This window comes from Vibrio sp. 10N.286.49.B3, assembly GCF_002873395.1.
Lineage (GTDB): Bacteria > Pseudomonadota > Gammaproteobacteria > Enterobacterales > Vibrionaceae > Vibrio.
Window position 1 is genome coordinate 101,389 of sequence record NZ_MCUV01000011.1, and the last position, 25,580, is coordinate 126,968.

A 25,580-nucleotide genomic window follows, 5' to 3' on the forward strand; every position below is an offset into this window, starting at 1 on the left:
TAATTATAGCGTATGAGTACACCACTGTGACCACTCACCACTACTCTGCTTTTATAAGTACTATCTCATCTTGTAAATCACGAACCCAATGACTATTGGTTAAAAAGTCAATAAATATGGCTGTCGCTGACTGGACCCCTTGGGGGTTGAGGTAAGTCATCCTTAAATCGACTTCGTAAGTCGTATTTTCAGGAAATAAAGTAATTAACACCCCATTTTTTAGAGACTCTCTTATCACATGATAAGGTAAAAAACCTATTCCAAGAGAATCTAACACACTGTTTTCACAGGCTAATGAATTGTTACTCATAAAGGTAATAAGTTGTGGTGTAAGCACACTATTACCAATCCCATCAATTTTGACATGTTTATGTTGATTTAAGTGCGTCCACGCGACAAAAGCATGATCTAAAAATAGCGACTCTATACTGCTAGGTTGCCCATAATGCTCTATGTAGTCACGGGTACAGCACAGCATAAAAGGCAACTTAATTAATGGTCTAGATATCGTATTATCGTGAATTGACTCTGACGTCAAATGAGCACGAATTGAGATATCAAGATTGTGCTCAAATAAATTTTGAAAAGACTCATCTGTGATCAGTTCGACTAAGTAATTTGGATACATTTTATGAAAATCACTAATAACATGACTAAGAATGAGAGAACCAAAAGTATTCGGGCTCGATAACCTTAATTTTATCGACTGATCACTACCTTGACGCTTAAATTCTCTCTTATAGCTCGCTAATGACTGAACATTGGCATCAATACTTCCTATCGTTGGGCGGCACATATCAACATAAGCCTTCCCTTTTGGTGTTAACTTTGACCCTCGTGCACTTCTATCGAGTAAACGAAATCCAAGGTCTGTTTCTAAAGCCTTTATTGCCCTAGAAATCATAACTTTAGAAATCCCTAGATGCTCTGCTGCAATACTAAAAGAGCCTGATTCTGATACACAGATAAGCGCTCTGTGATTGGCGATATCATCCATAGTGTTCCATTTAGTTAACACACCGTTCCTATTACAAGTGTAGTCAAAATGTATGGCTTGGCTACGATTAATAGGTCGTTAATGAGGAGTTATAAACTATGAACCATATTACTCAACACATTTGTACTTCACTTGTCGCGGTAACAAGCATTTTAGGGTATGCAACCTCTACGGTTGCAGCCGAAGAGCTCTCTAACAAAGATAAAGCTATTGCTGTTATTTCTAGTATTGAGACTGGTGATCAAACTGCTATTAGTTATATAAATCCAACAAATTACATTCAACACAACCTTAGCGTCGAAGATGGGCTAGTGGGTTTTGGTAAAGTGCTCAGTGCCCTACCAGAGGGATCAGCAAAAGCCAGCGTTATCCGTGCTGCAGAAGATGGCGATTATGTGTTCTTACACACCGACTATAACTTCTTTGGGCCAAAAGTTGGCTTTGATGTTTTTCGGTTTGAAAAAGGGTTAATTGTCGAGCATTGGGATAATTTACAAGAAATTGCGCAAAATAATCCAAGTGGGCGAACACAATTAGATGGTTTTACTGAAATTACTGACAGAGATAAAACACAGGAAAATAAGGCATTAGTTGCTGACTTTATTAATACCATATTAATTAAAGGAGATATGGATAAAATTGGTTTATATATCGATAGTGCACCTGAAGATTTCTTACAGCACAACTCAATGGTTGGTGATGGTCTTCAAGGATTAAGTGAAGCAATCATGGCACTAAACGAAGCTGGTACACCCATGATATATACTGCTAATCATAAAATACTCGGTGAAGGTAATTTTGTTCTCGCTATCAGCGAAGGCATATTTTTGGAGAAAAAAACCTCATATTATGACTTATTTAGAATTGATAATGCCAGAATAGTTGAACATTGGGATGTTTTAGAAACGATACAAAGCAAAGAACAATGGAAAAATGATAATGGTAAGTTCGGTTTCACTTCAGATTATGTCGTTGAAGTCGCAACCTTTGACTTGCGTGATGGTGTCACGGCTGATCAGTTCCGCCCTCTAGACAAAGCGGTTGAAGATAGTCATGTATCAAAACAACAAGGTTACATATCAAGACAGTCGGGATTAACTGATGATGGTTATTGGAGAGTGATTGTACACTGGAACTCAATCGAAGATGCAGAAGCTTCAATGGCTTCTTTCATGCAGGCTCCTGCTGCTGCCGATTTTCTAGAAAATGCAGATACTTCAACAATGATAATGCGTCGCTATGCTCACTAAGTGAGTATGAACTTTCGCACTTACCACCCAAACTTCTTTAGAGGCTATCTATGAAAATTGCAGTTACTGCCGCGAGTGGTCAATTAGGTCATGCCATTATTCAAGCGTTACTTGAACTTGTCCCTAGACAAAATATTATTGCGCTAGCGCGTAGCCCAGAAAAAATCACTGACTTGGATGTTGAAATAAGACCAGGGGATTACGACCAACCAAATCAGCTTGAAAGCTCTCTTACTGATATTGATACATTGTTGCTTGTATCTGGCATGACTGATCCAAGAGATCGTATCCAGCAGCATCGAAATGTTATCAATGCTGCAAAAAAAATGGGCGTTAATAAAATTGTCTACACCAGCATTCAAGGTGCTGAAAATGGCAATGCATTTTCACCTATAGTGCAAAGTAACCGGCTGACTGAGCAGGATGTGACCAATTCTGGACTTAAATGGGTAATAGGTCGAAACGGAATCTATATTGAACCTGATGTTGAATATATAGATAGCTATAAAAAATTAGGGACCATCAGTAATTGTGCTGGAGATGGGAAATGCGGTTATACCACGCGAGGAGAGCTTGCCTACGCTTATGCGAAAATGCTTATTGAAGAAAAGCACAATGGTAAATGCTACAACTTACATGGTACAGCCATAAGTCAGCAGCAACTGACTCATTTCCTTAATCTAGCCTTTAATACTGAACTTACATACAAGGCTATTTCAAATAATGAATTTCTGGCCGATCGCACTGCCGAATTAGGTGAGTTTATTGGGACTGTCATCACTGGGATTTATCAAGGGATCAATGCTGGATATGTTGATAACGAAAGTCACTTTAAAGAAGCATCAGGTAGAAATCATATTAGTTGGGCAGAATACTTTAACCTTTAACAATCAGTCGCTCTGAAGATAAACAAGAATTAACGATAAAGCTCCAATTTTTTGAGGTGATGATAGTTACTGTCGCCTCATAAAATTGCGCACTAACTAACCTATCATAATAAGAAGTGTCACAGGCGTTACCACCTAAAATACGATAACAACCAATTCGATTAATTTCCTTCATAAAAATCACGAGTTCTAGCAATATCATGCCCTCTTTAAGGCTATCCTCAGGGCGAACAGCCTGCTTAACAATATACTAGTGCGCTCAGCTTATTTGATTTAATGCCGGTCATCAGTTAAAACTATGTTACTAATCTCATTTTCTAACCTAGCAAAATAGGGGTTCCACGTTAAACGCGCATAGGTCTTACCTTGTTCTTTATACCCCCACGCTGAAAACCAAACGTTATCTCCCTCATAGCAGCGCTCTGTTTGTGTGGTATCCAAGCTATTTAAACAAACTAGATGCGTTCCATTCGCTCCATAGTAACGATTAACTGGCGAAAATAGTGGACTGAGATGAGAGCCTGTACTGATTTTGTATTCAGCTAGGTTCATTGGATAGGATTGTACTCTTTCCGTGACGGTTAAATGCTGCTCATCACCGTACCAAATAAGCTTACTTTGCGGGTTAGTAAATTTAGCGTTAAACATCTCTGCAGTGATATATGGGTCAATAACACTATCCGCTTCACTCACAACAATAAGTGTCGGAACCGTCACTTTCTTCTGATCAATGGTAGATCTAAATATACGGGCACTCTCTGAATATTGCGTCATTCCATGTAACGACATTGAGTTATATTTAGCATAATTATCTTCATGCTCAATGATCCCATCCCAAAATATAGAGATGACGGTTCCAATCTTTTCAGCTCCAGGGTTCATCGTTTTAAAACCTGGTGAAATAAGTACTAAGCCTTCTATCCCACCATAATTAAGTGCATTAATAGAAATAAGGTTGGCCCCAGTGGAGAAGCCGCCTAGCCATACTTGTGTGTGCTCTTTTTTCAGCAAACTGACATAGTAGTCAACGATAACTTGCCAATCATTATAGGTTGTTAACTTCATGTGCTCTGGTTTACTACCGTGACCGGGTAACAGTATAGCTTGAACATAAAAGCCCTGTTTAACAAACGTAGAGGTAAGGTCGCTGAAACTATAAGGAGAGTCCCCTAGGCCATGAACTAACAAAATGGCTTTCTCTGAATTAGGGTCACCAGCCTCAAAGGGCATATTCATTTCCAACTCTTGAGCATGGTTAGATGAGATAAATGAGCGGTTTTTAGCAAGCCAACGCTGTGTGAGAATAAGATAATCACTAAAATTTGGCTGTAAATAATCGTAGTAGTTATCAGATAGATGTAATGCCTGATGCTCGTTATTACTAAGCACATAACTTTTCGATAAAATAATAACTGCGGCACATAGCAGTAGAAGAAGTAAGTTTCTTTTCATGATAAATACCTTCACCGCCCTATTGATTTGATATGTCTTACTGTACAACTTACCCAGCGATGTGAATAAGGATTACTTCTTTCATATCACATGACAAAACATCGAGAAGCGATACAATACTCAAGTTGCAAACATGCAGCATGGGATACTCATTCACCAAAACTTAAAGTAACTACATATGTCTAAAGATTTTAGCTTCGCCACAGAATATACCCTTAACAAGACCTTTTTTGCTGAGTGTTATGACCAGACTAGTCACCCTATTAAGTTTCCAAAAGCTTATTTTAAAGGCGTCCTTTTCCTTATTTTTGGTGTGGTTTTACTACAATTTGAGCTACTACCGGATGGATACGTTGGTTGGTTCTTTATTGTTTTAAGTGTTATAGAGGCATTCAGTGTTTATTTTAAGAGAACTTGGTGGTTATGGCGACAAGCTCTCAGCATGAACAATGGTAGTAAGGTGGTCTTGCAAATTGACACTAACGGTGTGAGTTATAAAAGTCGTAAAAACACACGCAACATCACATGGAGTGAAATCGACCAACTTCAACAAACTGATTTAGGGCTTATCCTTCATATGGGTAAACAACGCCAATATGTCAGTAAATCTTGCTTAAATGATGAAGTAGTCGCGTTTATTGTAGAACAACACGTAAAGTGTGCAAAATAGAGATCATAAAAAGATCACGCCAAAGATTCGGTCAACTGTCTCGTGCTGGAAAAGTAACAGCACGAGTATGAGTGCCCTGCAAAGGGGGACTCTTTCCCAGAATATTACTCAGACAATGTCTTTTCAATAAATGCTCTTATTGCATCGACTTTAGTTTTATTCACCCGAGTAAACTCAATTTTGGTACTGCGTCCATCAGAACTTTGGGCGATGGTTGCAGAACACCCCTTTGGAAGGCTTGCTAATGGCCTCTTTTCCCAACTAATGGGTTTATTGGTACTAGGTTGTGACTTTTCTTTTAAAGCCTCTAAAATCGCATTCTGGCGCACGGTAACATCATCATTTTCAGCGATTGAATCTAGCTTTAGTGATTCAACCACCATGTTGATTGCTGATTCATCTTTTAGCTGCCTTTCAATTTTAGCAAGTGCAGGATAGAACTTAGTCGGTATCCCTTCAGGATCTGGTAGGCACTGAATCAAAAGAGCATTTATTTCACCAGCTTGAACACGCTTACGGACTGTTTCTTTACCACGTCCAAGGTGTTTTGCTAGTTCATCAATTGTCGTAAAACCTTTTTCATCACGAATACGAATCCATTCCATCCCTTCCTCACGCCATGACCAACTTTTGGACTTTTGAGCATCAGAGATCAAACTTTCTATTTGGTATTCATTTAGGCTTGGCAATTCCCACAAAGGCAGGTCTTTTTTTGCCTTAATACAGCAAAACTGTCTTCGAGAGCTATCTAATAAAAGGTACGTTCCTGTATCTGGGCACTTAATCGCAATACCTTCTAAGTTAACTCCACCTTTTAAAATTGAGTCATAAATATCTCTGACGGCATCAAGGGTTAAACCATCAGCTGAACGTAGATTCTTAGGGTGTTTTTTTGTTTTATCCGCTACGTTCTCTGCCGGTATAACAACGCGTTTAGCTTGAACTTTAGAGCCATCTGGAAAATCAAAGGTTTTAGTAATGGATCTATCTTTAAGTAATCCGCCAATACCTGACTTTGAACCTTTCTTGCCAAGATAATCACTTTTGCTTGTTGTTGACCTATCCATTCTTATTTACCACTCACAGCCTTAATTTCATTGATGAACTGACTATATGCTAATTTGACAGAGTCAATTGCTAGATCATATTGACCTTTGGGACACAGCTCTTCAGATTTAGCGACATCCAAAACCCCACGCCCAGCCTCTGCTGCTGCAATGAACGCAGTACTATGTGCAATATGTGATGTGAACATATCTGAACCAACAGCTCGTAGTAATTTATCTACAATTTGTTTTTCTGGCAGACTTTTCGGGGTGTGATTAACAACCATCAATTTTGCCCACTTAATTTGTTGACCTTTACTTGGTAGTTGCTTCAAACGTGCACTTAAGCTCAGCATGTAATTTGTTGTACTTGCATAATCATAAGTGTGAGGTGTAATTGGAATGAATAGACAATCAGCGGCTTCATTTGCAGACCATGTGATCGGTGAATCCTGAGGTGGTAAGTCAATAATGATGATGTCGTATTTTTCTTTAAGGATTGGCATCACTGTATTCGCTAACTTAGACAACAATACTTCTTTACTGTCTTCAGGTAACGTCATGTACTTATCACTAAACTTTTCATCTGACGGAAATGCACTGATCACATCTAGATTTGGTAGGTGTGTAGAGAATGGAGTTGCCAATACAATATCGCTAAAATCCACACCATTATCAATTAAGTTTGCAACATCACCATCTTCGTAATCACAGCAAAGTAAATCTGCCATTGTTAGGTAGTAATCCTCTTCATCTTCATTCGTTTGAATGAGATCTTTTGAAGAACTGCCTTGTGGATCTAAATCAATAAGAAGTACGTTAGCGTTAGTATCTAAATCTAATGCTGTTGCTTCAGCTAATGTAATTGCTGTTGTACTTTTTCCTGTTCCACCTTTGTGATTTTGAAACAAGATACAAGTTGGTTCAAATTTATCTGAATAACGTGATAAACCAAAAAAATCAATTAAGTCATTACAATGCTGTCGAGTAAACAAATGAGAACGATTTTGCAAAATAGGTTCTGCTATCACCCCTTCTGATACTGCACGATCAATTAATTTATTGAACGTTGGACGAGAACCACCAACGATATGTCGTAATTCCGTTTTATTTAGACAGTGGTTATAGATCCTACGATCCATACCTTCAACCTCAATATCAGATACGCGCATTAAGCTGCGTTCTTTAAGAGCTTCACGAAGATTCGATTGCTCTTCTTGCATTTTAAGGCCGATGGTTTCAAGTCGTTCAGCAATTAACATAAAAGTTTCCTTAGTCTCATGTTCCTTTACAATAGCAGAATTAGTTCACAAATAAAGGTATTTTTTACATAAACTATGCGAAAATCACAATAATACGTAAAATTACTGATTGGTATAGATAAGAGAACTTATTGATTGAAAAGATTCAGAATATTCGCTTTAAAAAGAATCAAAATAAAAATTTGAATCGCTTTGTGGTCAACGTGGGAAACTTTAGTTTTCCACTTGTCCACAAGCACTATAAGAATCTATCTTTCTATTTAATGTATTATTACTATTAAATCTATAAGATCTATTGGGGTTTGTAACTGACTGATTTTAAATGAAAAAAATAGAGTATATGATCATATATCTGGTGTTCATGATCGCTGAGTTGGTGTTGTTGATCATAAAACTGGTGTCATTGATCATATTTCTGGTGTTTTAGATCACTAGACTGGTGTTTATGATCGCTAGATTGGCTTAAATGATCATATTTCTGGTGTTTAAGTCGCTGCTTTATAGTAATTTTTGTGGATATGTGACCATTATTTGTTAGTTGTTTTATCTCAGCTCTGTAAAAGCGTTTGCTTACTACTTACTTTAAAGAAAAATGGTAAAAGTGGTGATAAAGCATGCATTAGTTGTGCGTTCTATACCTCTACTCTTCAGTTCACCCAAGTTTATTGATCTAAATTATGGTGTTATTGAGTGATTCATCACAAAAAACTGGTGTTATCGATACTCTATGATTTTTTGATATTTTTTGATATTAATCAATAAGTTGGTGTTGAATTGGCTTGTTTTTTAGTCACTTTTAACTGGTTCGTTGGTTTTATAGATAACAGAAAACTGGTGTATGAGAGAGGAGATTTGAGGCTTAGTGCTAACTTTTACCCTATTATGATCATTATTCTGGTGTTTATTAGCTTTAGATAACAAAAAACTGGTGTTAGAAATAGTGGTAATCAATTTCTAGTGCTAGATTTTTACTCTTTATGATCATTATTCTGGTGTTTATTGGCTTTAGATAACAAAAAACTGGTGATTTAAGCGTATAGATAACAGAAAACTGGTGTATGGGAGTTTGAAATAACACAATTATGGTGTAATAGAGGTAAGGTAACAGAAAGCTGGTGTTTTTCGTTACCTTATTATTTAAATGATCTGGAGAGAGGAGTTAGTAGTCGGGTACATCTGGGAAATGTGATTCTAGCTTTTCTATAGAGGCTAAAAAGTCTTCAACTTCTTGATTAACCTGTTCGATCACAACGTTTTTGTTTTTACGCTTCTCAATGCTTGCTTCTATAAGTGCCACTTTTTCAAGGGTTCCGAGTTGCTCATAGGCAAATTTCAATTGAGTGAGCTCTTCAATAGTTAACTCTTTATTTTTTGTTATACGCTGGTTTTCAAGTTCTCTAACGACTTGCATTGCATCTTGTGTATTAAGCTCAACGATTGGGTTTTTCTTACTTATCCATCGTACTTTAAATTCAAGAGCAACTATTGTTCGGCCGTTTTTTACTGGCTCATAGCCTATTGCCCCACTTGACCCCTCAAAGAAGACTAATTCTTTGCTGGTTTGTGGGTGTTCCATCAGCTCTTGAATAGAGTCTCTAATACAGCGTTGTAGGAAGACACCGTTGTTACGAAAGGAAGTTTTATCTGATTTTAACTTTCCACTTTCAGTGAGAAGACCAAATAACCCCTGAAGTTCTTCTATCGAGCGTGTACCAATATGTGTGCCACTGTCTTTAAAACGGCTCAATAATTCATACAGTCGTTTACTGTACTCTCGCTTTAACTCAAGAAAATTTTTCGTATTGATTAAAGCAAAACCTTGGTTGTACTCAATATATTCAGAGCGAAGCATGTCATTAGGGATCATTGTTAGCACCCCTTTCTTATAGGAAATATGCTTAAAAAGACCTTCGTATTGGAACTCGATATCTCCGTTAGCTGATTTACTCTCTACGCCCACTTCTCGACTATTTAAGCGCTTGGCTGCGGGTCTTAAAATGGTGCCGATATGTTTTGAGTCAAGGTCTAACCATTTGGATAGGTTATGTGAAGCAAATTGATAGACAGGGCTTTGATCTACCCAATCAGTTGGTGTCATATTAGCAATCATTAAAGCAAAGAGATCAGCTTCTCTACTAGAAAGATCCTGGCGTGAAAAAACTAATTTGTGCCCCTTCTTGATATGTTTAGGTAGAAGGTCATTTAGCATTGGTTTTAGTTTGTCAGTCGCCATCGTTTGATATCCGTTTCTATAAAGATTACATAATTCTGGTGTAGCATTACAAAATTATAGTATAAACACCATCTTTAAATGCTTTAAAATACATAATTCTGGTGTTTTGCCGGTATGAGAGCATTTTGAATGCTTGATCGAGTACACAGCACTAGAGTAATCTTATGAGATCAATTTCCAAAATTATTTACACGATTAGTAGAAAACAGTAGATCAAAGAGCAGCAATAGTAAGAAACCAACCAGTATCTTTTGATCCAAGTGTTGTTCTGACAGCTCCAGGGTGTAGAACGTTACATGTTACACCTTTGGACTTGAGGCTTTCTGCGAGTACTTTGGTAAAGAGAATGTTCGCTGATTTAGAGTAAGCATAGCCCTTGAGTGGCTCAAACTTTTTAGTAGTTGGTAAATCATTAAAGTTCATACCTTTCACAGTTCCGTAAGCAAGCGCAGAAACATTGACGATACGTGTTCCTTTGCTAGCTACGAACAACAATTGTTATTCTTGCTCCAGATTTTGCTAACTGTATAGCTGAATCTTTTCCAATACCATACATGGCACCTGTGATCACTATGTGCTTATTTTTGATTCATGTTTCATTCTCACACTGAATTTGAGCTTATTTAAAGCCGATGTCTTTTGTAAATCGAAAAAGAATTATAGTGTCTTGAATATTTGTACAATAGGAGGATTCATCTTGAAAATTTGCCTATTTGTATTTTTATAAGGAGGATTATGAGTATATCTCAAAGGTAAGCTTCTTCAGTTATACTCAAAACCACCCCCCTTGTTTGACAGGTTTATTATTTATATCTTGGGAGTATTTTTGACCAAGTAGTTGCTGTTACTTAAAAGACTAGGGTTTACTTCCAAGTAATAGTTCTTGAACATCAGAACTTAGATCAAGTGTAAATTCAATGTTTTGGTTATCGCAAAATGTTAGAATTTGATAGATCAAACATTCTTTAATTTCATCAGCTACTGAGAATGAACGGTTAACTTCATCTATTGTAATAACAATCGTGTTAGACTGAATGATGCTGATGATCCAGTCAGAACTAGTGGGTAAGCTTTGTAGAAATAGATGAAATTGCACTTTCAATGGTGTAATAAGTGTCTCGATAGCGCTACTGATACCTAGTCCTTGAATTAAAAGATCCCCCGCTAGTATGTCATTTTCAAGCAAACTAAGCTCACTTGTATCTAAATTAATAAAATCCTTCCTTCGAATGAAATTATGGGCTTTAAATGGAATAGCAATATGGTAACTACCAGTTGGTAAATAGTTACATTTTACTAAATGGTTATGCTGGAAATCTAATGGTTCAACTTTACGATGAGTAGACTTCAAAAAAACTAGATTATTGTCTAATTCACAATAACTATGTAGTTTCTTCTTTAACCATTGTTCAATACGGAATTTTGCTGAAAGGTCCAGTGCGTTAACAGGAGTATCTTCATTTACCTCAATGAACATAGGTAATACCAATTCAGTTATTACAATATTGCTACTTTCAGATGGTAAATAGTATTTATTCATAAACTGTAGTAAATGGAGTGAAGAAATATAAAACATGTGATTTAATGCAGGATAGGCTGACGTTATATTGCATTCATTTGAAACTTTAGACAAGCAAGCCTTAATGTCGCAGTAGTTATAATTATTCAGCATCTCATGAAATGTTACACTTGCATCAATGATATCCGTATCAGTCAATTCAGGATGGTCATACGCAAAACCTTTTTGAATTAGGACTATGTTGTACAATTTTTTGCACAGATTAAGTAAGCTCATTTGGGCACCTTCAATATATTTGCTATTAGTAATAGTGCTATTTTAACAGAAACTGAAATCTGTCAACCCCACGCGAAATTGATGGATTAAATAGTGTTAATAAGAGGTTTATGCAGTATTTAGTTTAAATATTGAAGAGTTTAATGGTGGGATTACACTCGCTTTCAAACTCAAAACCACCCCCCTTGTTTGACAGATTGGCAACAATTAAGCCTATATTTTCCCACTCACAGTGACTCATTATTAAATGTCCCCCCTACCCTGTGGGCTAGCTCAGAAATTAGGTACATAATTTATTAAGCCAGTGTCATTCTAATGAATAGAGTATGAAGTAGTAGACAGGTCAAGCTAGTTTTGTGAACTACTCAGCGACAGCAAGTTGATCACTGGTTTTTCTCGTCTAACATGCTATAAATCTAGTTTAGGTTGGATGAAGTCAATAAATACCGAAATACGTTTAGACACAGACGATGATTTATAAAACACTGCATTAACCAGCTCTCTGTTTGTATTCGTTATTTTCTCATTATCTAACAATCGAACTAACCTTCCCTCTTCAATATCTTTATTAACCATAAGCCCTGATAGACAGGCGATAGCATTACCATCTAAAGCTAGTTGTCTAACCATGTCACCATTACTAGAAGTTAAGGTCGAGTTTAATGTGGTAAATCCTTTTAAGGCTCAATGATTAAGAATTTTAAGACCAGAAAATCCTATCGTGTCATATTTGATCAAATCATGACTTTTTGTGGGACTCCGCGTTGTGATAAATAATAAGGTGAAGCCACTACATACAGGGCGCTACGTCCCAATAGTCTTTCATGCAGGGTTATACCCCATGGATTGGTGCTGTTGTAGTTATCGTGGCTCTTATCCTCACACGTTATAGTGGTCGATTAGATAAGCGCGATGAAGCCTCCACTCCCTGCTATAAATAACATCAAATACTCTTTTTTCACTTAGCTTTGCACTTTGGCAGCTCAAGCTCTGCAAGTAACGCTTTTGATATATCAATAACTAAATTACGAATAAATTGATGTGCAGGATCATGATGAACGCGCTGATGCCAGAAGCAATGTAGGGGAATCGGTGGAATGTCAGTAATAACCTTAGAATAAAAAGCCTCTTTTTCTAGTAGCTGTGCCGCTCCAGTTGCGAAGACGCCTATAATATCCGAGTCTTTAATTATTGCCGATAACACTGAAAAAGTGGACGCTGAAGTCACAACCTGTCTCGTTTTTCCAAGCTTTATAGCTAACTCATCAATAAGGCCTTCACCTAATGCGTTTGGGAATACTCTTACATGTGGGTAATCAAAGATATCACCGATGTTGTAATCGTTTTTAGCCAACTCATGATTGTGTGTTGTCACAAACTTAGTGGCATTTCACTAAGTTGATAGCCATATAATTGTGAACTGAGTTTAACAATAGCGTTAACAGCTATATCTATCTTGCCATCTAATACCTGCTGATAAGCAAGTAAAAAATACTAACTGGGTATGGCACCCATTCAATCGTTGGAGTTTTCAGAACGTAAGCAAAGTACTACCAACGACATCCGTTACATCTGGTGAATGCATTTCCTGGGAGCATACAGAAAGTAAAGACTTCACTAGCTTAGAAGTTACACGCTCAACCGGCGAATCAGCGACGATTAAAGACGTACTTGAAAGTCATAATACTGATGCTTTTGTTGTCTTACATAAAGGAAAAATAGAACAAGAAGTGTATTACAATGGCATGATGAAAAGTAGTCAGCATTGGTTTGCATCGATGACTAAGTCATTTACAGGTCTTACCGCAGAAATTCTAATTTCACAGGGCGTTATTGAGCGTGAAAAGTTAGCTGAAGAATATGTGCCTGAATTAAAAGGGACAGCGATAGGCTCTGCAACAGTACAACAAATCCTAGATATGACAGCAGGAACAGCTTGGGATGAAAGCATGAATGCGCTAATGGATGAACAGCCCTTTGCTCGTCAATACGGTAATGCGTGTGGTACTTGGCCTATGGGGGAAGAAACAAATGGCGTCTTTGGTATTCTGCCAAAAATTGAAATGGAACGTGAGCACGGCAAGACTTTCGTTTATAACTCCCCGTTATCTGATGCAATGGGCTGGATATTAAGCGCAGCTACAGGTAAACGTTTTGAAGAGTTAATGGCAGAGTTATTCTGGAAAGAACTTGGCGCAGAAAGTCACACATACGTAATGACAGATACGAACACATTTGCTTGGACGACTGGCGGCTTAAACATGAGTGCGCGTGATGCTGCTCGTTTTGGACAGGTTATGGGCAATCGAGGTCAATTTGATGGCAAGCAAATCTTCCCTGCTTCTGTCGTTGAATCTATTGAACAAGGTGATACAGCACCATTTGCTGGCAATATATACGACGAACGAATTCCGGGTGGTGCATATAGCAGTTTCTTCTGGCTAATTAATGATGAAGATGGTGCTTACATGGCAAAAGGTATGTTTGGTCAGTCTATTTATATTAACCCAACCAAAGATGTTGTAGTTGTTCGTTTAGCATCACCAGAAGTGTCATCTAAGCCAGAGTTTGATTTGGATATGTTGAAGGTCTTTAATGAAATTTCAAATGCTCTGACTCGATAATAAGCTGCATTGATTATTAGAAAAGTAGTAAGGTCAATGAATCTAGTCTCGTTTACTAGATTATTGGCCTTACTTGTTAGAACTCAATTCATAGGGGTATATGATTGGCTGGTGTAGGTGGCTTCAAACCCAAAACAACCCCCCTTGTTTGACAGAACTCCCTCAGAAAACACTGGTGATAAGTAAGCACTTCACGTCTATTCATACTTCATTATCTTTGCTTAAACCTTCGATAGTAAGATTTACCATACATGTTATATGGCAAGATAATATCTAACCGTTTTATTTTGATTTTAGTTAGACCAAATTAACAATGTGATTAAGTTGGTTTTGATTAAGTGATTGACGTTTGATAAGTTATTATTTATTTGATAAATAAGCTGAAAGTGGGAATTTTAAGCTTGCTACTTTAGATGATGAAGCTGAAATGTGTGCTTCACAATGAAATTCAACTTTATGAATCTTTCATGGATAAAGGTTCAGGAGTGTAAATACAGTTCAAACAGGATAACTCTGTCACGATAACCTTGTATCAGTGGAAATAAAAAATATCACAATCAGGATGTGGAAACTATGAAATTAATACAAAAAGGAATGACGCCATTATTGCTTTTACTCTCAGGAATAACGGTTGGTGCGCAAGCAGAAGATATTTCTCAAAGTCGCATGAAATCAGCAACACTTAGCGAAGAAGATGCCGTTGATACGTGCTCTAAACCCGAGTTTGAAAACGAGGCGATTTGTTCTTTGCTCCATGAAGCCAATAACTTCCAGTTCGTCGAACCTGAAAAGTATCCAGATCACGTAGTCCAAGTGCGTGTAGGCGACTCAACGTGCGGTGGAATGCTCATTTCTGGACAGTACATATTAACAGCTCGTCACTGTACTCATAGATATGACCAAATTGGCGAGTGGTATCAGGGTGACGAATATCAAATTTATCAAAGTCCTGTTAAAGACGATCCTAACGGCTTAGTTTACCAAGGGAAAGTTGAAGTTTTTACGGCAGATAACGATGAGAAAAACCAATATTATTATGATGTTTTCGTAGACGAAATGGTTCCAAAACTCAACCTTCTTACAGAAGATTGGATGTCGAGAGATCCCGATAATTTTGCGAATTTTGCGTCTTACTATTCTTATAACAGTATTTTAAATTTAGGCGAATTTAGCAATGATATTGCGATAATTAAGTTACCAGTTTCGATATCTCACGCCGTCAACAGTGCGCTGATTTTATCTGATAACATTGAAGATGCGAAAAGTGCCACTCTAGAAAACTTTGTAGGCGTGTTGGGTGGAAAAAAACAAGAGACAGTGCATTATCAAGGTTGGGGGAAAAACGCGTTCGGAGCATCACCGCTCAAAATGAAAGTTAAAAATCTCACAATGTCTCATACCCAATTAAAGGCGTTCGATATTAACTATTATACAGATTTTGGTACTAACTTTGCTGCAATGCCTTTTATGATGAGTAATTATTGGAGTTCGTGTTCGACTGATGCACAGCAAATTAATCCGGGCGACTCTGGTACTCCAGCGTTTACTGAGTCTGGTCAATCGTTAGGTTTTGCCAGTACCATTTCTGGCGCAAGCTGCGGTTTTCAAGATAACTGGGTAGGGCATCTTGGGTATTATCCGTTCTATTCAGAAATCATCAATGACATAACAATGCCTTATAATCCTAATGTGATCGCTTACATTGGTGATACTCAACCGACCCTAACTTTTGATGTACAAAACTTAACAGAGCAGAGCGAAGCCGTTTATCCTGAATTAAGCAATATCGAAGACTTTACCTTGACGCACAATTGCCCATCAATTCTTGAGAAGTTTGCGTACTGTACGGTCAATATTTCGCTTAATCATACGCTAGAATCTGTATCTGAATACCAATCCGATTTTTCGATTACTCAAGACAAAACAACAGAAATAACCTTTCAAGTTAAAGACAACGCTGATCGCCCTCAATACGACAATAGCAAAGAAACATTGCCTGAAGAATTTGTAATTGATATCGAGATTACGGACGAATCGCTGCTAGAATTCTACATAGATATTGGCCACTTAAGTACAATCGATCATCAGTTGTCACTGTCAATGGCCTTTCTCTTGGATGATGAAGATGAAAGAGATTATTGGGAGCATGGAGAATGGAATGGTTATATTGATGTTAGTACAGATCCTTTACTCGGTGTGATTCGCCTTGCGCCACAAATATTATACGTAGGCTTTAATACTAAAAATCATTCAATAGCTCCAGGAATTTATAAAGCCTTGGTCAAAGCTGATGAATACGAGCTTCCTATTGTTGTTAATTATCGAGCGTCTGAAATAGAACCAGTAGACCCAGTAGACCCAGTAGACCCTGTAGATCCTGTAGATCCTGTAGACCCTCCAAGTTCAGGTAGTTCAGGTGGTTCAGTCGGATGGTCTTTATTACTTTTCTTGGGACTTGCGCTAACAATGAGAAAGGTGAAATAAGTTAAATATTCACGAGAAAACCAGTTAAGCTAAATGTCAAAAGGGACTGAATAAGCATGAGCTTAGCAGTCCCTTTTGCTATAGCACTCTCCAGCGAGATAAGTAATGTATCTAGTGCTTCAAACCAAAACAACCCCCCTTGTTTGACACTTTGGTATGATGAAACCATTGCATCATACTGAGAATAAACCGCTTAATACCCTCCATAAAAAGTAGTAACTCAAGATCGTACCTAGCATCATAATAGCCTTATTGTCAGCCTTAAAAGTAGATCACTCAATATAACCTTGATCGTAATTTTGGTTAATTTTATCAAGTCCAATTATCCTGCTATAAATAAAGATAGGTTTACATCATCGATGATTTCCATTTGCTATGCTTTGAGAGCACTTAATAAAGCTAATAAGAGCTAATATGGATATTACTAAAACAAAGCCGGATATTTTAATTAACTGTGACATGGGAGAGAGCTTTGGTCATTGGACTCTTGGTCAAGACTCTGCTGTTATGCCTCATATTGATATGGCTAATATTGCGTGTGGCTTTCACGCATCAGACCCTCTCAATATGGAAAAAACCGTTAAATTGGCCAAAAAAACACATACCAAAATTGGAGCTCATCCAGGCTATCCTGATCTGCTGGGTTTTGGGCGACGTGATATGAATCTTACAGCCCAGGAATTACAGGCAAGCATTTGCTACCAAGTAGGTGCCTTGCAGGGAATATGTGCAGCGCATAATGTCCATGTTGAGTATGTTAAGCCGCATGGGGCTTTATATAATAAAATGATGCAAGATCATTCAGTGCTTAAGCTTATTATGCAGGCCGTTAAGCACTGTTTACCAAACGCTCCATTGGTCGTTATGGCAACGCCACAGCAAAAGATAATTAAGTCGTTAGCTCAAGAGGTCGGAATCGAGTTATTGTTCGAAGCATTCTCAGACCGAGCTTATGATAGTCAAGGGCTACTAGTGAGCAGGACTGTCAAAGGGGCAACACTAGAGAGTGTGGAAGCGGTAACGGCTCAAATTAAGCAAATCTTACAGACAAGCACAGTAACAACAATTGATGGTGATGTCTTGCCTCTGGAGGTTGATACAATTTGTATTCATGGTGACGGACCACATGCCACTATCATCGCACATCAAATTGGTGAGATAACGGCAGGAAAACCACATGCGAGTTGAAGTCATTAATGAAAATACCTGCATTATCTATTGTGGAGAAAGAATTAATGAAGAGACTTCACATCAAGTTCAAACCGTAGTTAATTGTTTATATCAATCGCTAGGATCAATATTGATTGATGTTGTTCCGTCCTACACTTCAATTTTACTTTGCTTCGATTTGGATAAAACCGATTACTTCGATATTAAGCAGAGAATTCATCACGCAATCAATGAAGCTAATGCTACCTCACTTCTCGATCGTGAACATCAGTTGATAGAAATCCCTGTTTATTATGGTTTAGAGGTCGCTTATGATCTCGAAGCTGTCAGCCAGTTAACTCAATTGACTCATGAAGAAGTGATTAATATTCATTTAGGCAGAGAGTATCGAGTCTATGCCATTGGCTTCTCTCCAGGGTTTTCATATTTAGGCAGTCTCGATAAGCGAATTGTTGTGCCAAGAAAAGCGAAACCGCGCCTGAAGGTACCGACAGGCAGTGTGGGATTAGCGGATAACCAAACGGCAATTTACCCTAGTTCAACGCCTGGGGGATGGCAAATCATCGGGCGAACTCCAATAGCAATGTTAGATTGGCAAAGTAAAAATCTTACTAAGCTGAATGTCGGTGATCGGATTAGATTTAAATCGGTGAGTAAAACAGAATATCACGATCTTGGAGGAACATTTGATGGGGTTTAAGGTTATTCATCCCGGCTTATTATCGCTTCTTCAGGATAGTGGGCGATTTGGTTATCAAAATATTGGCATTACAAACGGTGGTCCAATGGATGAGCATGCTTATCATTGGTGTAATCATCTACTTAATAACCCTGTTAATACCAATGTGCTAGAAATTACTTTTGGTCTATTGAAATTAGAAGTGACTAAAGCCACCAACATCGCTTTAACTGGTGCAGATCTTGGCGCAAGACTAAATGATAAGCCTCTAGCAGTCTGGAGTAGTTATACGGTTAAACCTGGTGATCAACTCTCTTTTGAACAGCCTATCAATGGGCTAAGGGCATACTTAGGCGTGACAGGAGGCTTCACTTGCACTCCTCAGTTAGGTAGTTGCTCAACGGTTATACGTGAGCAGTTAGGGGGAATGAATAGCCAAGGGTTGCCTTTAAAAGCCGGGGATGTTGTTCCATTTTTGGTAAGCCGACCAATGGTTCATCAAAAGACGCCAGAATGGGCGATTGAAAATTATGATGAACCTCTAGAGTTAGGGGTTATCAAGGGTTACCAATATAATGATTTTAGTGTAGCAGGGAGAAGGGACTTTTTTCATTCAACCTATAGCATTACACAGCATATCGATCGGATGGGCTATCGGCTAAATGGAAAAGCTATTTCTTGTCAACGTGATGGCATTATTTCGGAAGGGATAGCATTTGGTGCTATACAAATTCCAGGTAATGGACAGCCTATTATCTTAATGAGAGATAGGCAGACGATTGGTGGTTATCCAAAAATTGGCACATTAGGTGGGCTAGGGGCAAGTCGTTTAGCTCAGCGTTTACCGGATCAAGAAGTGTCGTTTCGTCCTATGGATATCAGTGAAGCAGAAATAGAGCGTCGGCTGTTTATCCGAACTTTCTGTAATTAGTGTAAAGTAAGTTAAGCTTATCAATAGCCATTATTTATGATGAGCTTAACTTACAATCGAACAAGAAAGGTCATTTATTTTTTACCTGTCCAATATATGACAACATTGCGTTTGCCCCATTGCTTGGCTTTACCAACATCATTGCCCATATAAATATCAATCTTTTTTGTCCAGCGTCGATTCATTTTATCTAAGACTTTATAAGTGCCAGGAAAACCTTTTATTCTTACTTCTTGGTTACGTGTCAGTCCCATTGCAAGTAAATCTCTAGATACAGCAATAGATTTCATCCCTGGTTTTAGTTTATCCCCCCAAGCTGCGATATTAGGTGTTGAATCCGTTTCTCCAACACTAGAAGTATACGCAGTAGCCGTAACTTTTAGAGACTTTTCTTCTTTAGCCCAACTTAGAGGAGAAACTATAACGAGTGATAAAATAAGGCAAAAATGCATCAACATAGGTTAAAAATCCTTTATTTTCGAGTTCGTTTATTACTTCTAATCATAAATATGATGTTTGATATATACCTATGTTTGTCACTTTTGTCACTCAAATTTTCACCATAAATAAGGGTGCATCAGTACGGTAAAAAGAGGGAGGGGTTAACGTATCAATTAAAGGATAAGACATATTTGATACAATATCAGAGTGTTGTAAGTAAAGAGCTAACTTTGATAACTAAGAAAAGGCATAACAATAATTGTTCAATATTTTATGTGTACAAGGAGGAGATATGATAGTTATATACGGGATAAAAGATCACCTAGAGCCAATAAAATTGTAGTTATCAGATGCTATTTGGCTTTGTGTGACAGAAGTTCTGGTTCTTCTTAAAAAGTAAGTGTGTTCATCGCATCATGATCTAGACTAAGCAACTTAGTCTAGATCAGTAAAGTTTCACTATTGATAGGTGTCAGGTTGATGAGCAAAATACACATCATTATAGCAAGCGACTTCTCCCTTGCTTATCAGAGAGTCTAGTGCACGAGTCAAGCGTTCATACTGCCTACTCATGCCAAAATGTCTAGCTAGAGTCTTAAATTTTAATCCTAGTGGGTAACCACGAAGATGTATCGTTAGTTCATGCTCTAATGTTTTCCCATAATTAGAGTTGTGACCGCTTAAGTGATAAAAATCAATACCTTCACAGACACACTTGTCACTAATCATTTGGCAATGAGGATGAGCAATAAAAGGGCATTTAATATTTTTCCATGCCACTATATTAATTAGCATATACATCAACTTTTTATCTTTCGTTGCTGCTGTAATTTTGTCAATAGAATGATTTTTTAGTGCATCCTCTAGAGCTAGTACCAAATAGGTGTCAGCAGCTTCTGCAAAAGATGGAGTTTCTCCACCATAATAAATATTGTTTTTTACTAAGTTATGGTGATTATTTGAAGAAGCAATAACGTAGCTATAGTCTAGTTCCTCCGCTGAAAAGTAATGACCAAGCGGAAATTGATCCGCATCGATGAGTAGTAAATTATTTATGTGCATAGCAACCTCCAGAACGTAATTGTTCGAAAGATCGTAGGTATGATTTAGTGTGATTGTTGCCGTTATTACGACTTTAGCCCCATTACATCACACCTAAAATGCAATATGATTATAGTTGACTATAAGCAGAGTGAGGGAATGATTATGAAGTTTATCTTTATTGATGCGGAGAATATAGGAGTGCCAGCCGTTACATCTGTAGAAGCAAGTATTTTGGATAAAGTATTTGTTTTTGGTAAAGACCAGAATGTAAAAACTTTATGCCATCAACGCCTTTACAGTAATATAGATAACTACCCATCAGGTAAGGATCAAGCCGATTTTGCTCTGATCGGTTTAGTCTCCAAAATTGCGAGTGAAGTGACACGAGATCAAAGTACTATATTCTTTGAGCTTTTGACAGACGATAGTAAATTACAACAAGCATTTGAATATCAATGTCATCAGTGCAATATACGCTTTAACATTAAGGGTAAATCAGAGGTTAAACCAAATATATCTAGATCGAGTACAGAGGTTGAAAGCCTAGTTTCAGATGCTATAAAATCAGTAGGAGCAGAAGATTTTAAACTCGACAACGTATTCGATAAAGTAGGGCTAGAAACGTCAGTATTTAATACTGAAATAGAAAAATTAAAGACAAAAGGAATTCTTAAGAGAACATCTAAAAAAAAGAGTTTATGGAAGGCAACATTCCCTGCTACTGAATGATTACCTGAATACTATAGTGTGCTAAAAACAAAGCCATAATAGACAAATTTTATCTAAAATTGTTGCTAATTTATGATGTTAGTGAGGATTTTAAAGTGAAACTTGTGTATTTATTCTGTGTTAATTTATTGGTAGTGGTAGCAATGTCAGTTGTAATTCTAGGAAGCGGGACATATTTGCTTTGGTCTGGAGCCATTGATTCTAATTTTGTGATAGATTTTTTCAGGACATCATTAGTAGGGTATTGGTTGACAGGGCTTCTTTTTGGTGTGATGAGCACGTTATTAACCTATGTATTATTAGGGAAAAAACGGTTTATTGCATGGAGTAAAATAAAGTAATAATTAGCTAGTATGATGCTCAACGTGATAGGTATAGATTCTAACTAAGACTAATCGGTAAGTATCTATACGGTATCATGAGTTTTGAAAGTCATAGCTGATCAATGAGCTGAATAGGTATTCTTACCCGCTTTTTTTGATTGATATAAAGCCACATCCGCTCGTTGATACACTTGACTCGTACTAATATCACTCTCTTTAAATGGACTGATCCCTATACTAATGGAGATGTTTAATCCTGAAGAGTTTGCTTGTACTAGCTCATTTAATCTTTTTGCAAAGGCTAATGTTGCTTCTGCTGTACCTTTGAAAATAACGCCAAATTCATCTCCACCAATGCGACCAAATACATCAGTTTGACGAAGCTCTAACTGACAAGTCTCTGTAATTTTTCGTATTACACTGTCACCTACTTGGTGACCAAACTGGTCATTAATTTGTTTAAAATCATCAATATCTAAAATGAGAAAGCTAGTATCTTCTTTATAGCGTTGAAAGTTATAAAAGGCTTCATCTAAACATTTAAATAGCTTTCTGCGGTTAAACGCATTCGATAGTGAGTCAGTCTCGGCTTGGTAGGTTAACTGTTGCTCTAGTTCATAGCGCTGAGTGATATTTCTAGCGACCCATACAACAGCTCGCTCACCATAACGTAAAGAATTGAGGGGACTTACTCGCCCTTCAAACCTTAGCTCTCCAGTTGGACCTGAGCTAGGGTTGATATTGTCAACATCGTATGCTGCGAGTGAATATTCAAAAATTTGTAATTTATTTATCGCAAGGGTTTCTTTAATTCTCTCGATAAACCAATTCGCCTTTTGTTTTGAAAGCACATCAAATAAACTGAAATTCTCTAGAAAAGAACCATCATGATATTGCTCTGCATAATCGCCACCAAACACAGCTGCATATCGTCCGGTCTCAGTTAGAACAAAAACCAAATCAGGTAAGGATGTAATGATTGCTTCGTATTCTTCAAGTCTACTTTTGTCCATAAAAGCTTTCCTAGTAATCTAAGTTCCTAGATGGAAACCAACTAATGCTCATAAAACAACTCATAGTAGCCATAAGTTGGTTGTTTTTCCATCACTATATGCAGTTTTGTTCATATTTGTGATTGTGTCAGATTATTAAGAATTAGCACAGTATGAAGACTTGAAATAATGGCGAATTTACAGGGTAGAGTTAGATAGGGGGGGGAATAAAGGAAGCTTGATGTTTTGAAATAACTTAAGTGATGGATACCATTGATGATATGACCGTTCGAGCCGGCATGAGTCGAACTGCATTACAAATAGAAGGGTTTGTACATAAAATGTTCATATAGTTCAGTTACTCTTATTGTTCAGTAGATTTAATAATCATTAGCATGTAAGTATCTCATTGACGGGACAAAACACTTTGAGATTCAGTAGGGAACTAATCGGCAATGAAAAATACACATTTTATCGAAGTCAAACGATACATGGAGCGTCAGTATTCTATACCTTCAGCTTATATTGATAATCTGAAATCAGCACCACTTAACGGGTTTCCCAATCAATTTGCTGTTCTTGTAGAGGCGTTCGATAAAGAGTGGAGCTTCTTGGTTGATACTAGCAAGTCGAATATCAATATTACAGAAGTTAGATAGCACACATATCGTAATGGTTAATGCTAAATATTGAACTCTTCAACATACTTATTCAATGCTAGCCCTGTTCGAGATTGTTGACATGGCTAGCTTAAACCTGCCCAAAATGCTTTAAGCACACTGTTTATCAAACCGTTGTGAGTATTTCTCATCAGATGCCTTAGTTATTGAGATTTAGAGGCAATAACTTATTATTTAGAGTAGTGTTACTTCTTGATGTGTTTCTTTCAATTAAAGGAACACATCAAAACGGACGATTATGGCAAGGATTCAGATGAACGGATCTTTACTAAGGCTTACACAGGTTTAGCGATAACGCCAAACGTTGTGTTATTCCTTTCTTCTACATCAAAACCATTAACAAACTCAACTACTTCAAAACCATTTGCTTTTAGCTCATTCTGAATGCTTTGATGAGTAAAGTATTGCAGCCAGTTATACACATCCCATGTTCGGTTTTCCTCAATAATAGTGTAGTGATCAAGTGATATTTGTTCATCTTGATAACTAAAAGCATTATGGAAAACATAATGATATTCTTCAGACCAAAAATTTCCCATATAATATGGACCGAAAGCTGATTTCTCATCAAATGCATGAAAAGCTTCTGATGAAAATACATCAAAAACGAAGGTTCCATCGGCTTGCAAAGATTCATGGATCTGACGATATAGGTGCTGCCTTTGTTGCAAAGAAAGGGCGCACAAATCACAGTAAATCAGAGATATCAAGTCTTGTTGCTTTGGCAGTTTATCCTCAAGGTAGTTTGCTTCTTGATAACAGATATCTAGTTTTTTATCTTTTGCAGACTTGATTGCGAATTCAATCGAATTTTTGGAAAAATCTAATCCCACCACTTTTGCGCCAAGAGCTGCATATTTTTCTGCGTATAGACCGGGACCACACCCAAGATCACAAACAGATTTTCCATTAAGTTCAAACTTGCTATTTAGCCAGTTCACCACTCTCTCTATTGCAATTAAAGGACGAGATGCCATAGGGGTTTCTTGGCTTAAATGCGCTTGAAGCATTTGATTTGCTAAATGTGGTTCCGTCCACAACTGTTTAGCTGTGTATTTTGAAAATGGTGAGGGTTTTTCATGGATATTAACGAGTTCTTTATACATGCTGGTGCTCTAACTGGAACAATTTAGTTTAAGTGCCGTATTATATAGTGAAGAGAGTATGTAGTGGTCACCTTTTATAGCGGTTTAACTTAAAAGATCTATTATCGCTATCTAAAAAACATTTTGATACTTGACCTGTCCCCCCTGTGTCAGGCTAGTTGTCACTGTTAAAAATTAACCAATCAGAGGGGCGGTAACAGAGAAAATATATCTCGTTACTCACAAGAAAGAAAAGAAGCAGTATTGAAAAAGTTGTTGCCCCCACACTCTCGCTCTGTGGTCGAAGTAGCAAAAGAAGAAGGCATCTGCGATGCGACACTGTATTATTGGCGTAAACAACTTCGAGAATCAGGAGCCGTTGTGCCAAATAGTCATACCCCTTCAGAGCATTGGTCTGCGCAAACTAAGTTAGCCATTGTCGCTGCGACGTTTTCTATGACAGAAAACGAATTAAGCCAGTACTGTCGTGAAAACGGGCTGTACCCAGAAGAAGTCCAGCAGTGGCGCAGCGAATGTATGCAGGGATTCATGTCATCGAAGGAACGTGAAGCCGAGGCAAAGAAACAAGCTAAAGCCGACAAGCATGAAATCAAAGAATTGAAGAAAGAGCTTCGCTTTAAAGAGAAAGCGTTAGCAGAAACGGCAGCCTTGTTGGTGCTAAGAAAAAAGCTGAGGGCCTTTTACGGGGAAGAGCCAGAGGACTACTAACCTCAACCGAAGAAAGGCAAAATATCGTTGCGCTCATCCATGAAGCATGTCAGAGCGGCAGTCGCTTAGAGCGAGCG

22 protein-coding genes and 2 pseudogenes are annotated in these 25,580 nt (G+C 37.6%); 11 read left to right on the forward strand and 13 right to left on the reverse strand.

Annotation, left to right across the window (positions count from 1 at the left end; translation table 11 throughout):
- Nucleotides 1–40: 40 nt before the first annotated feature.
- Nucleotides 41–1,018, reverse strand: coding sequence for a LysR family transcriptional regulator (locus BCU68_RS06375; RefSeq protein WP_133126130.1), 978 nt, complete (start codon nt 1,016–1,018; stop codon nt 41–43).
- A 77-nt stretch (nt 1,019–1,095) separates the two neighbouring features.
- Here BCU68_RS06375 and BCU68_RS06380 point away from each other — a divergent pair.
- Nucleotides 1,096–1,953: pseudogene (locus BCU68_RS06380) on the forward strand (hypothetical protein); the annotation flags it as partial.
- A gap of 344 nt (nt 1,954–2,297) precedes the next feature.
- Nucleotides 2,298–3,134: an SDR family oxidoreductase gene (locus BCU68_RS06385; RefSeq protein WP_102563952.1), complete on the forward strand. Its 837-nt coding sequence runs from the start codon at nt 2,298–2,300 to the stop codon at nt 3,132–3,134.
- A gap of 273 nt (nt 3,135–3,407) precedes the next feature.
- Here the strand turns inward: BCU68_RS06385 and BCU68_RS06395 are convergent, their stop codons facing one another.
- Entirely contained in the window at nt 3,408–4,586 is a 1,179-nt protein-coding gene (locus tag BCU68_RS06395) for an alpha/beta fold hydrolase (RefSeq protein WP_102563954.1), read from the reverse strand.
- A 178-nt stretch (nt 4,587–4,764) separates the two neighbouring features.
- On the opposite strand from BCU68_RS06395, the gene BCU68_RS06400 reads away from it, so the two are divergent.
- Nucleotides 4,765–5,256, forward strand: coding sequence for a YcxB family protein (locus BCU68_RS06400; RefSeq protein WP_102563955.1), 492 nt, complete (start codon nt 4,765–4,767; stop codon nt 5,254–5,256).
- Between the two features lie 104 nt (nt 5,257–5,360).
- On the opposite strand, the gene BCU68_RS06405 is transcribed toward BCU68_RS06400, so the two are convergent.
- The 7 genes and pseudogenes from BCU68_RS06405 to BCU68_RS06435 all read right to left on the reverse strand — a co-directional run bounded on the left by BCU68_RS06405 (nt 5,361) and on the right by BCU68_RS06435 (nt 12,967).
- Complete coding sequence (locus BCU68_RS06405; protein ID WP_102563956.1) at nt 5,361–6,323, reverse strand: chromosome partitioning protein ParB; 963 nt, start codon at nt 6,321–6,323, stop codon at nt 5,361–5,363.
- A 2-nt stretch (nt 6,324–6,325) separates the two neighbouring features.
- A complete protein-coding gene (locus tag BCU68_RS06410) occupies nt 6,326–7,564 on the reverse strand; it encodes a ParA family protein (RefSeq protein ID WP_102563957.1) in 1,239 nt (412 codons plus the stop codon).
- Between the two features lie 1,159 nt (nt 7,565–8,723).
- Complete coding sequence (locus BCU68_RS06415; RefSeq protein WP_102563958.1) at nt 8,724–9,797, reverse strand: replication initiation protein; 1,074 nt, start codon at nt 9,795–9,797, stop codon at nt 8,724–8,726.
- A 213-nt stretch (nt 9,798–10,010) separates the two neighbouring features.
- The gene (locus BCU68_RS06420) at nt 10,011–10,289 is read right to left on the reverse strand and encodes an SDR family NAD(P)-dependent oxidoreductase (RefSeq protein ID WP_133126131.1); all 279 of its coding nucleotides are present in this window, start codon (nt 10,287–10,289) and stop codon (nt 10,011–10,013) included.
- A gap of 364 nt (nt 10,290–10,653) precedes the next feature.
- Nucleotides 10,654–11,592 carry a hypothetical protein gene (locus BCU68_RS06425; protein ID WP_102563960.1) on the reverse strand — a complete coding sequence of 313 codons (939 nt, stop codon included), beginning with the start codon at nt 11,590–11,592 and terminating at the stop codon, nt 10,654–10,656.
- Nucleotides 11,593–12,000: 408 nt separating this feature from the next.
- Nucleotides 12,001–12,425, reverse strand: a pseudogene (locus tag BCU68_RS06430) (LysR substrate-binding domain-containing protein); the annotation flags it as partial.
- 125 nt (nt 12,426–12,550) lie between these two features.
- Complete coding sequence (locus BCU68_RS06435; RefSeq protein WP_102563961.1) at nt 12,551–12,967, reverse strand: hypothetical protein; 417 nt, start codon at nt 12,965–12,967, stop codon at nt 12,551–12,553.
- A gap of 283 nt (nt 12,968–13,250) precedes the next feature.
- Between BCU68_RS06435 and BCU68_RS06440 the strand changes: the two genes are divergently transcribed.
- The 5 genes from BCU68_RS06440 (at nt 13,251) to BCU68_RS06460 (ending at nt 19,480) form a co-directional block, all read left to right on the forward strand.
- Nucleotides 13,251–14,216 carry a serine hydrolase gene (locus BCU68_RS06440; protein WP_277868778.1) on the forward strand — a complete coding sequence of 322 codons (966 nt, stop codon included), beginning with the start codon at nt 13,251–13,253 and terminating at the stop codon, nt 14,214–14,216.
- Between the two features lie 573 nt (nt 14,217–14,789).
- A complete protein-coding gene (locus tag BCU68_RS06445) occupies nt 14,790–16,700 on the forward strand; it encodes a trypsin-like serine protease (RefSeq protein ID WP_102563963.1) in 1,911 nt (636 codons plus the stop codon).
- 441 nt (nt 16,701–17,141) lie between these two features.
- Nucleotides 17,142–17,888, forward strand: coding sequence for a 5-oxoprolinase subunit PxpA (locus BCU68_RS06450; RefSeq protein WP_102563981.1), 747 nt, complete (start codon nt 17,142–17,144; stop codon nt 17,886–17,888).
- Nucleotides 17,878–18,570, forward strand: coding sequence for a 5-oxoprolinase subunit PxpB (gene pxpB, locus BCU68_RS06455; RefSeq protein ID WP_102563964.1), 693 nt, complete (start codon nt 17,878–17,880; stop codon nt 18,568–18,570). The genes BCU68_RS06450 and pxpB overlap by 11 nt, the downstream gene beginning before the upstream one ends.
- Complete coding sequence (locus BCU68_RS06460) at nt 18,560–19,480, forward strand: biotin-dependent carboxyltransferase family protein (protein WP_102563965.1); 921 nt, start codon at nt 18,560–18,562, stop codon at nt 19,478–19,480. Before pxpB ends, BCU68_RS06460 begins: the two co-directional genes overlap by 11 nt.
- A 74-nt stretch (nt 19,481–19,554) precedes the next feature.
- On the opposite strand, the gene BCU68_RS06465 is transcribed toward BCU68_RS06460, so the two are convergent.
- Nucleotides 19,555–19,938 carry a 3D domain-containing protein gene (locus BCU68_RS06465; RefSeq protein ID WP_102563966.1) on the reverse strand — a complete coding sequence of 128 codons (384 nt, stop codon included), beginning with the start codon at nt 19,936–19,938 and terminating at the stop codon, nt 19,555–19,557.
- A 442-nt stretch (nt 19,939–20,380) separates the two neighbouring features.
- The gene (locus tag BCU68_RS06470; protein WP_102563967.1) at nt 20,381–20,983 is read right to left on the reverse strand and encodes a hypothetical protein; all 603 of its coding nucleotides are present in this window, start codon (nt 20,981–20,983) and stop codon (nt 20,381–20,383) included.
- 144 nt (nt 20,984–21,127) lie between these two features.
- Between BCU68_RS06470 and BCU68_RS06475 the strand changes: the two genes are divergently transcribed.
- Nucleotides 21,128–21,694 carry a hypothetical protein gene (locus tag BCU68_RS06475; protein WP_102563968.1) on the forward strand — a complete coding sequence of 189 codons (567 nt, stop codon included), beginning with the start codon at nt 21,128–21,130 and terminating at the stop codon, nt 21,692–21,694.
- A gap of 442 nt (nt 21,695–22,136) precedes the next feature.
- On the opposite strand, the gene BCU68_RS06480 is transcribed toward BCU68_RS06475, so the two are convergent.
- The gene (locus BCU68_RS06480; RefSeq protein WP_102563969.1) at nt 22,137–23,030 is read right to left on the reverse strand and encodes a sensor domain-containing diguanylate cyclase; all 894 of its coding nucleotides are present in this window, start codon (nt 23,028–23,030) and stop codon (nt 22,137–22,139) included.
- Nucleotides 23,031–23,464: 434 nt separating this feature from the next.
- Here BCU68_RS06480 and BCU68_RS06485 point away from each other — a divergent pair, with 434 nt between their 5' ends.
- Nucleotides 23,465–23,668, forward strand: coding sequence for a hypothetical protein (locus BCU68_RS06485; RefSeq protein WP_102563970.1), 204 nt, complete (start codon nt 23,465–23,467; stop codon nt 23,666–23,668).
- Between the two features lie 296 nt (nt 23,669–23,964).
- Here the strand turns inward: BCU68_RS06485 and BCU68_RS06490 are convergent, their stop codons facing one another.
- Nucleotides 23,965–24,795 carry a class I SAM-dependent methyltransferase gene (locus BCU68_RS06490; protein WP_102563971.1) on the reverse strand — a complete coding sequence of 277 codons (831 nt, stop codon included), beginning with the start codon at nt 24,793–24,795 and terminating at the stop codon, nt 23,965–23,967.
- A 207-nt stretch (nt 24,796–25,002) separates the two neighbouring features.
- On the opposite strand from BCU68_RS06490, the gene BCU68_RS06495 reads away from it, so the two are divergent.
- Complete coding sequence (locus tag BCU68_RS06495; RefSeq protein ID WP_277868779.1) at nt 25,003–25,503, forward strand: transposase; 501 nt, start codon at nt 25,003–25,005, stop codon at nt 25,501–25,503.
- Nucleotides 25,504–25,580: the final 77 nt, after the last annotated feature.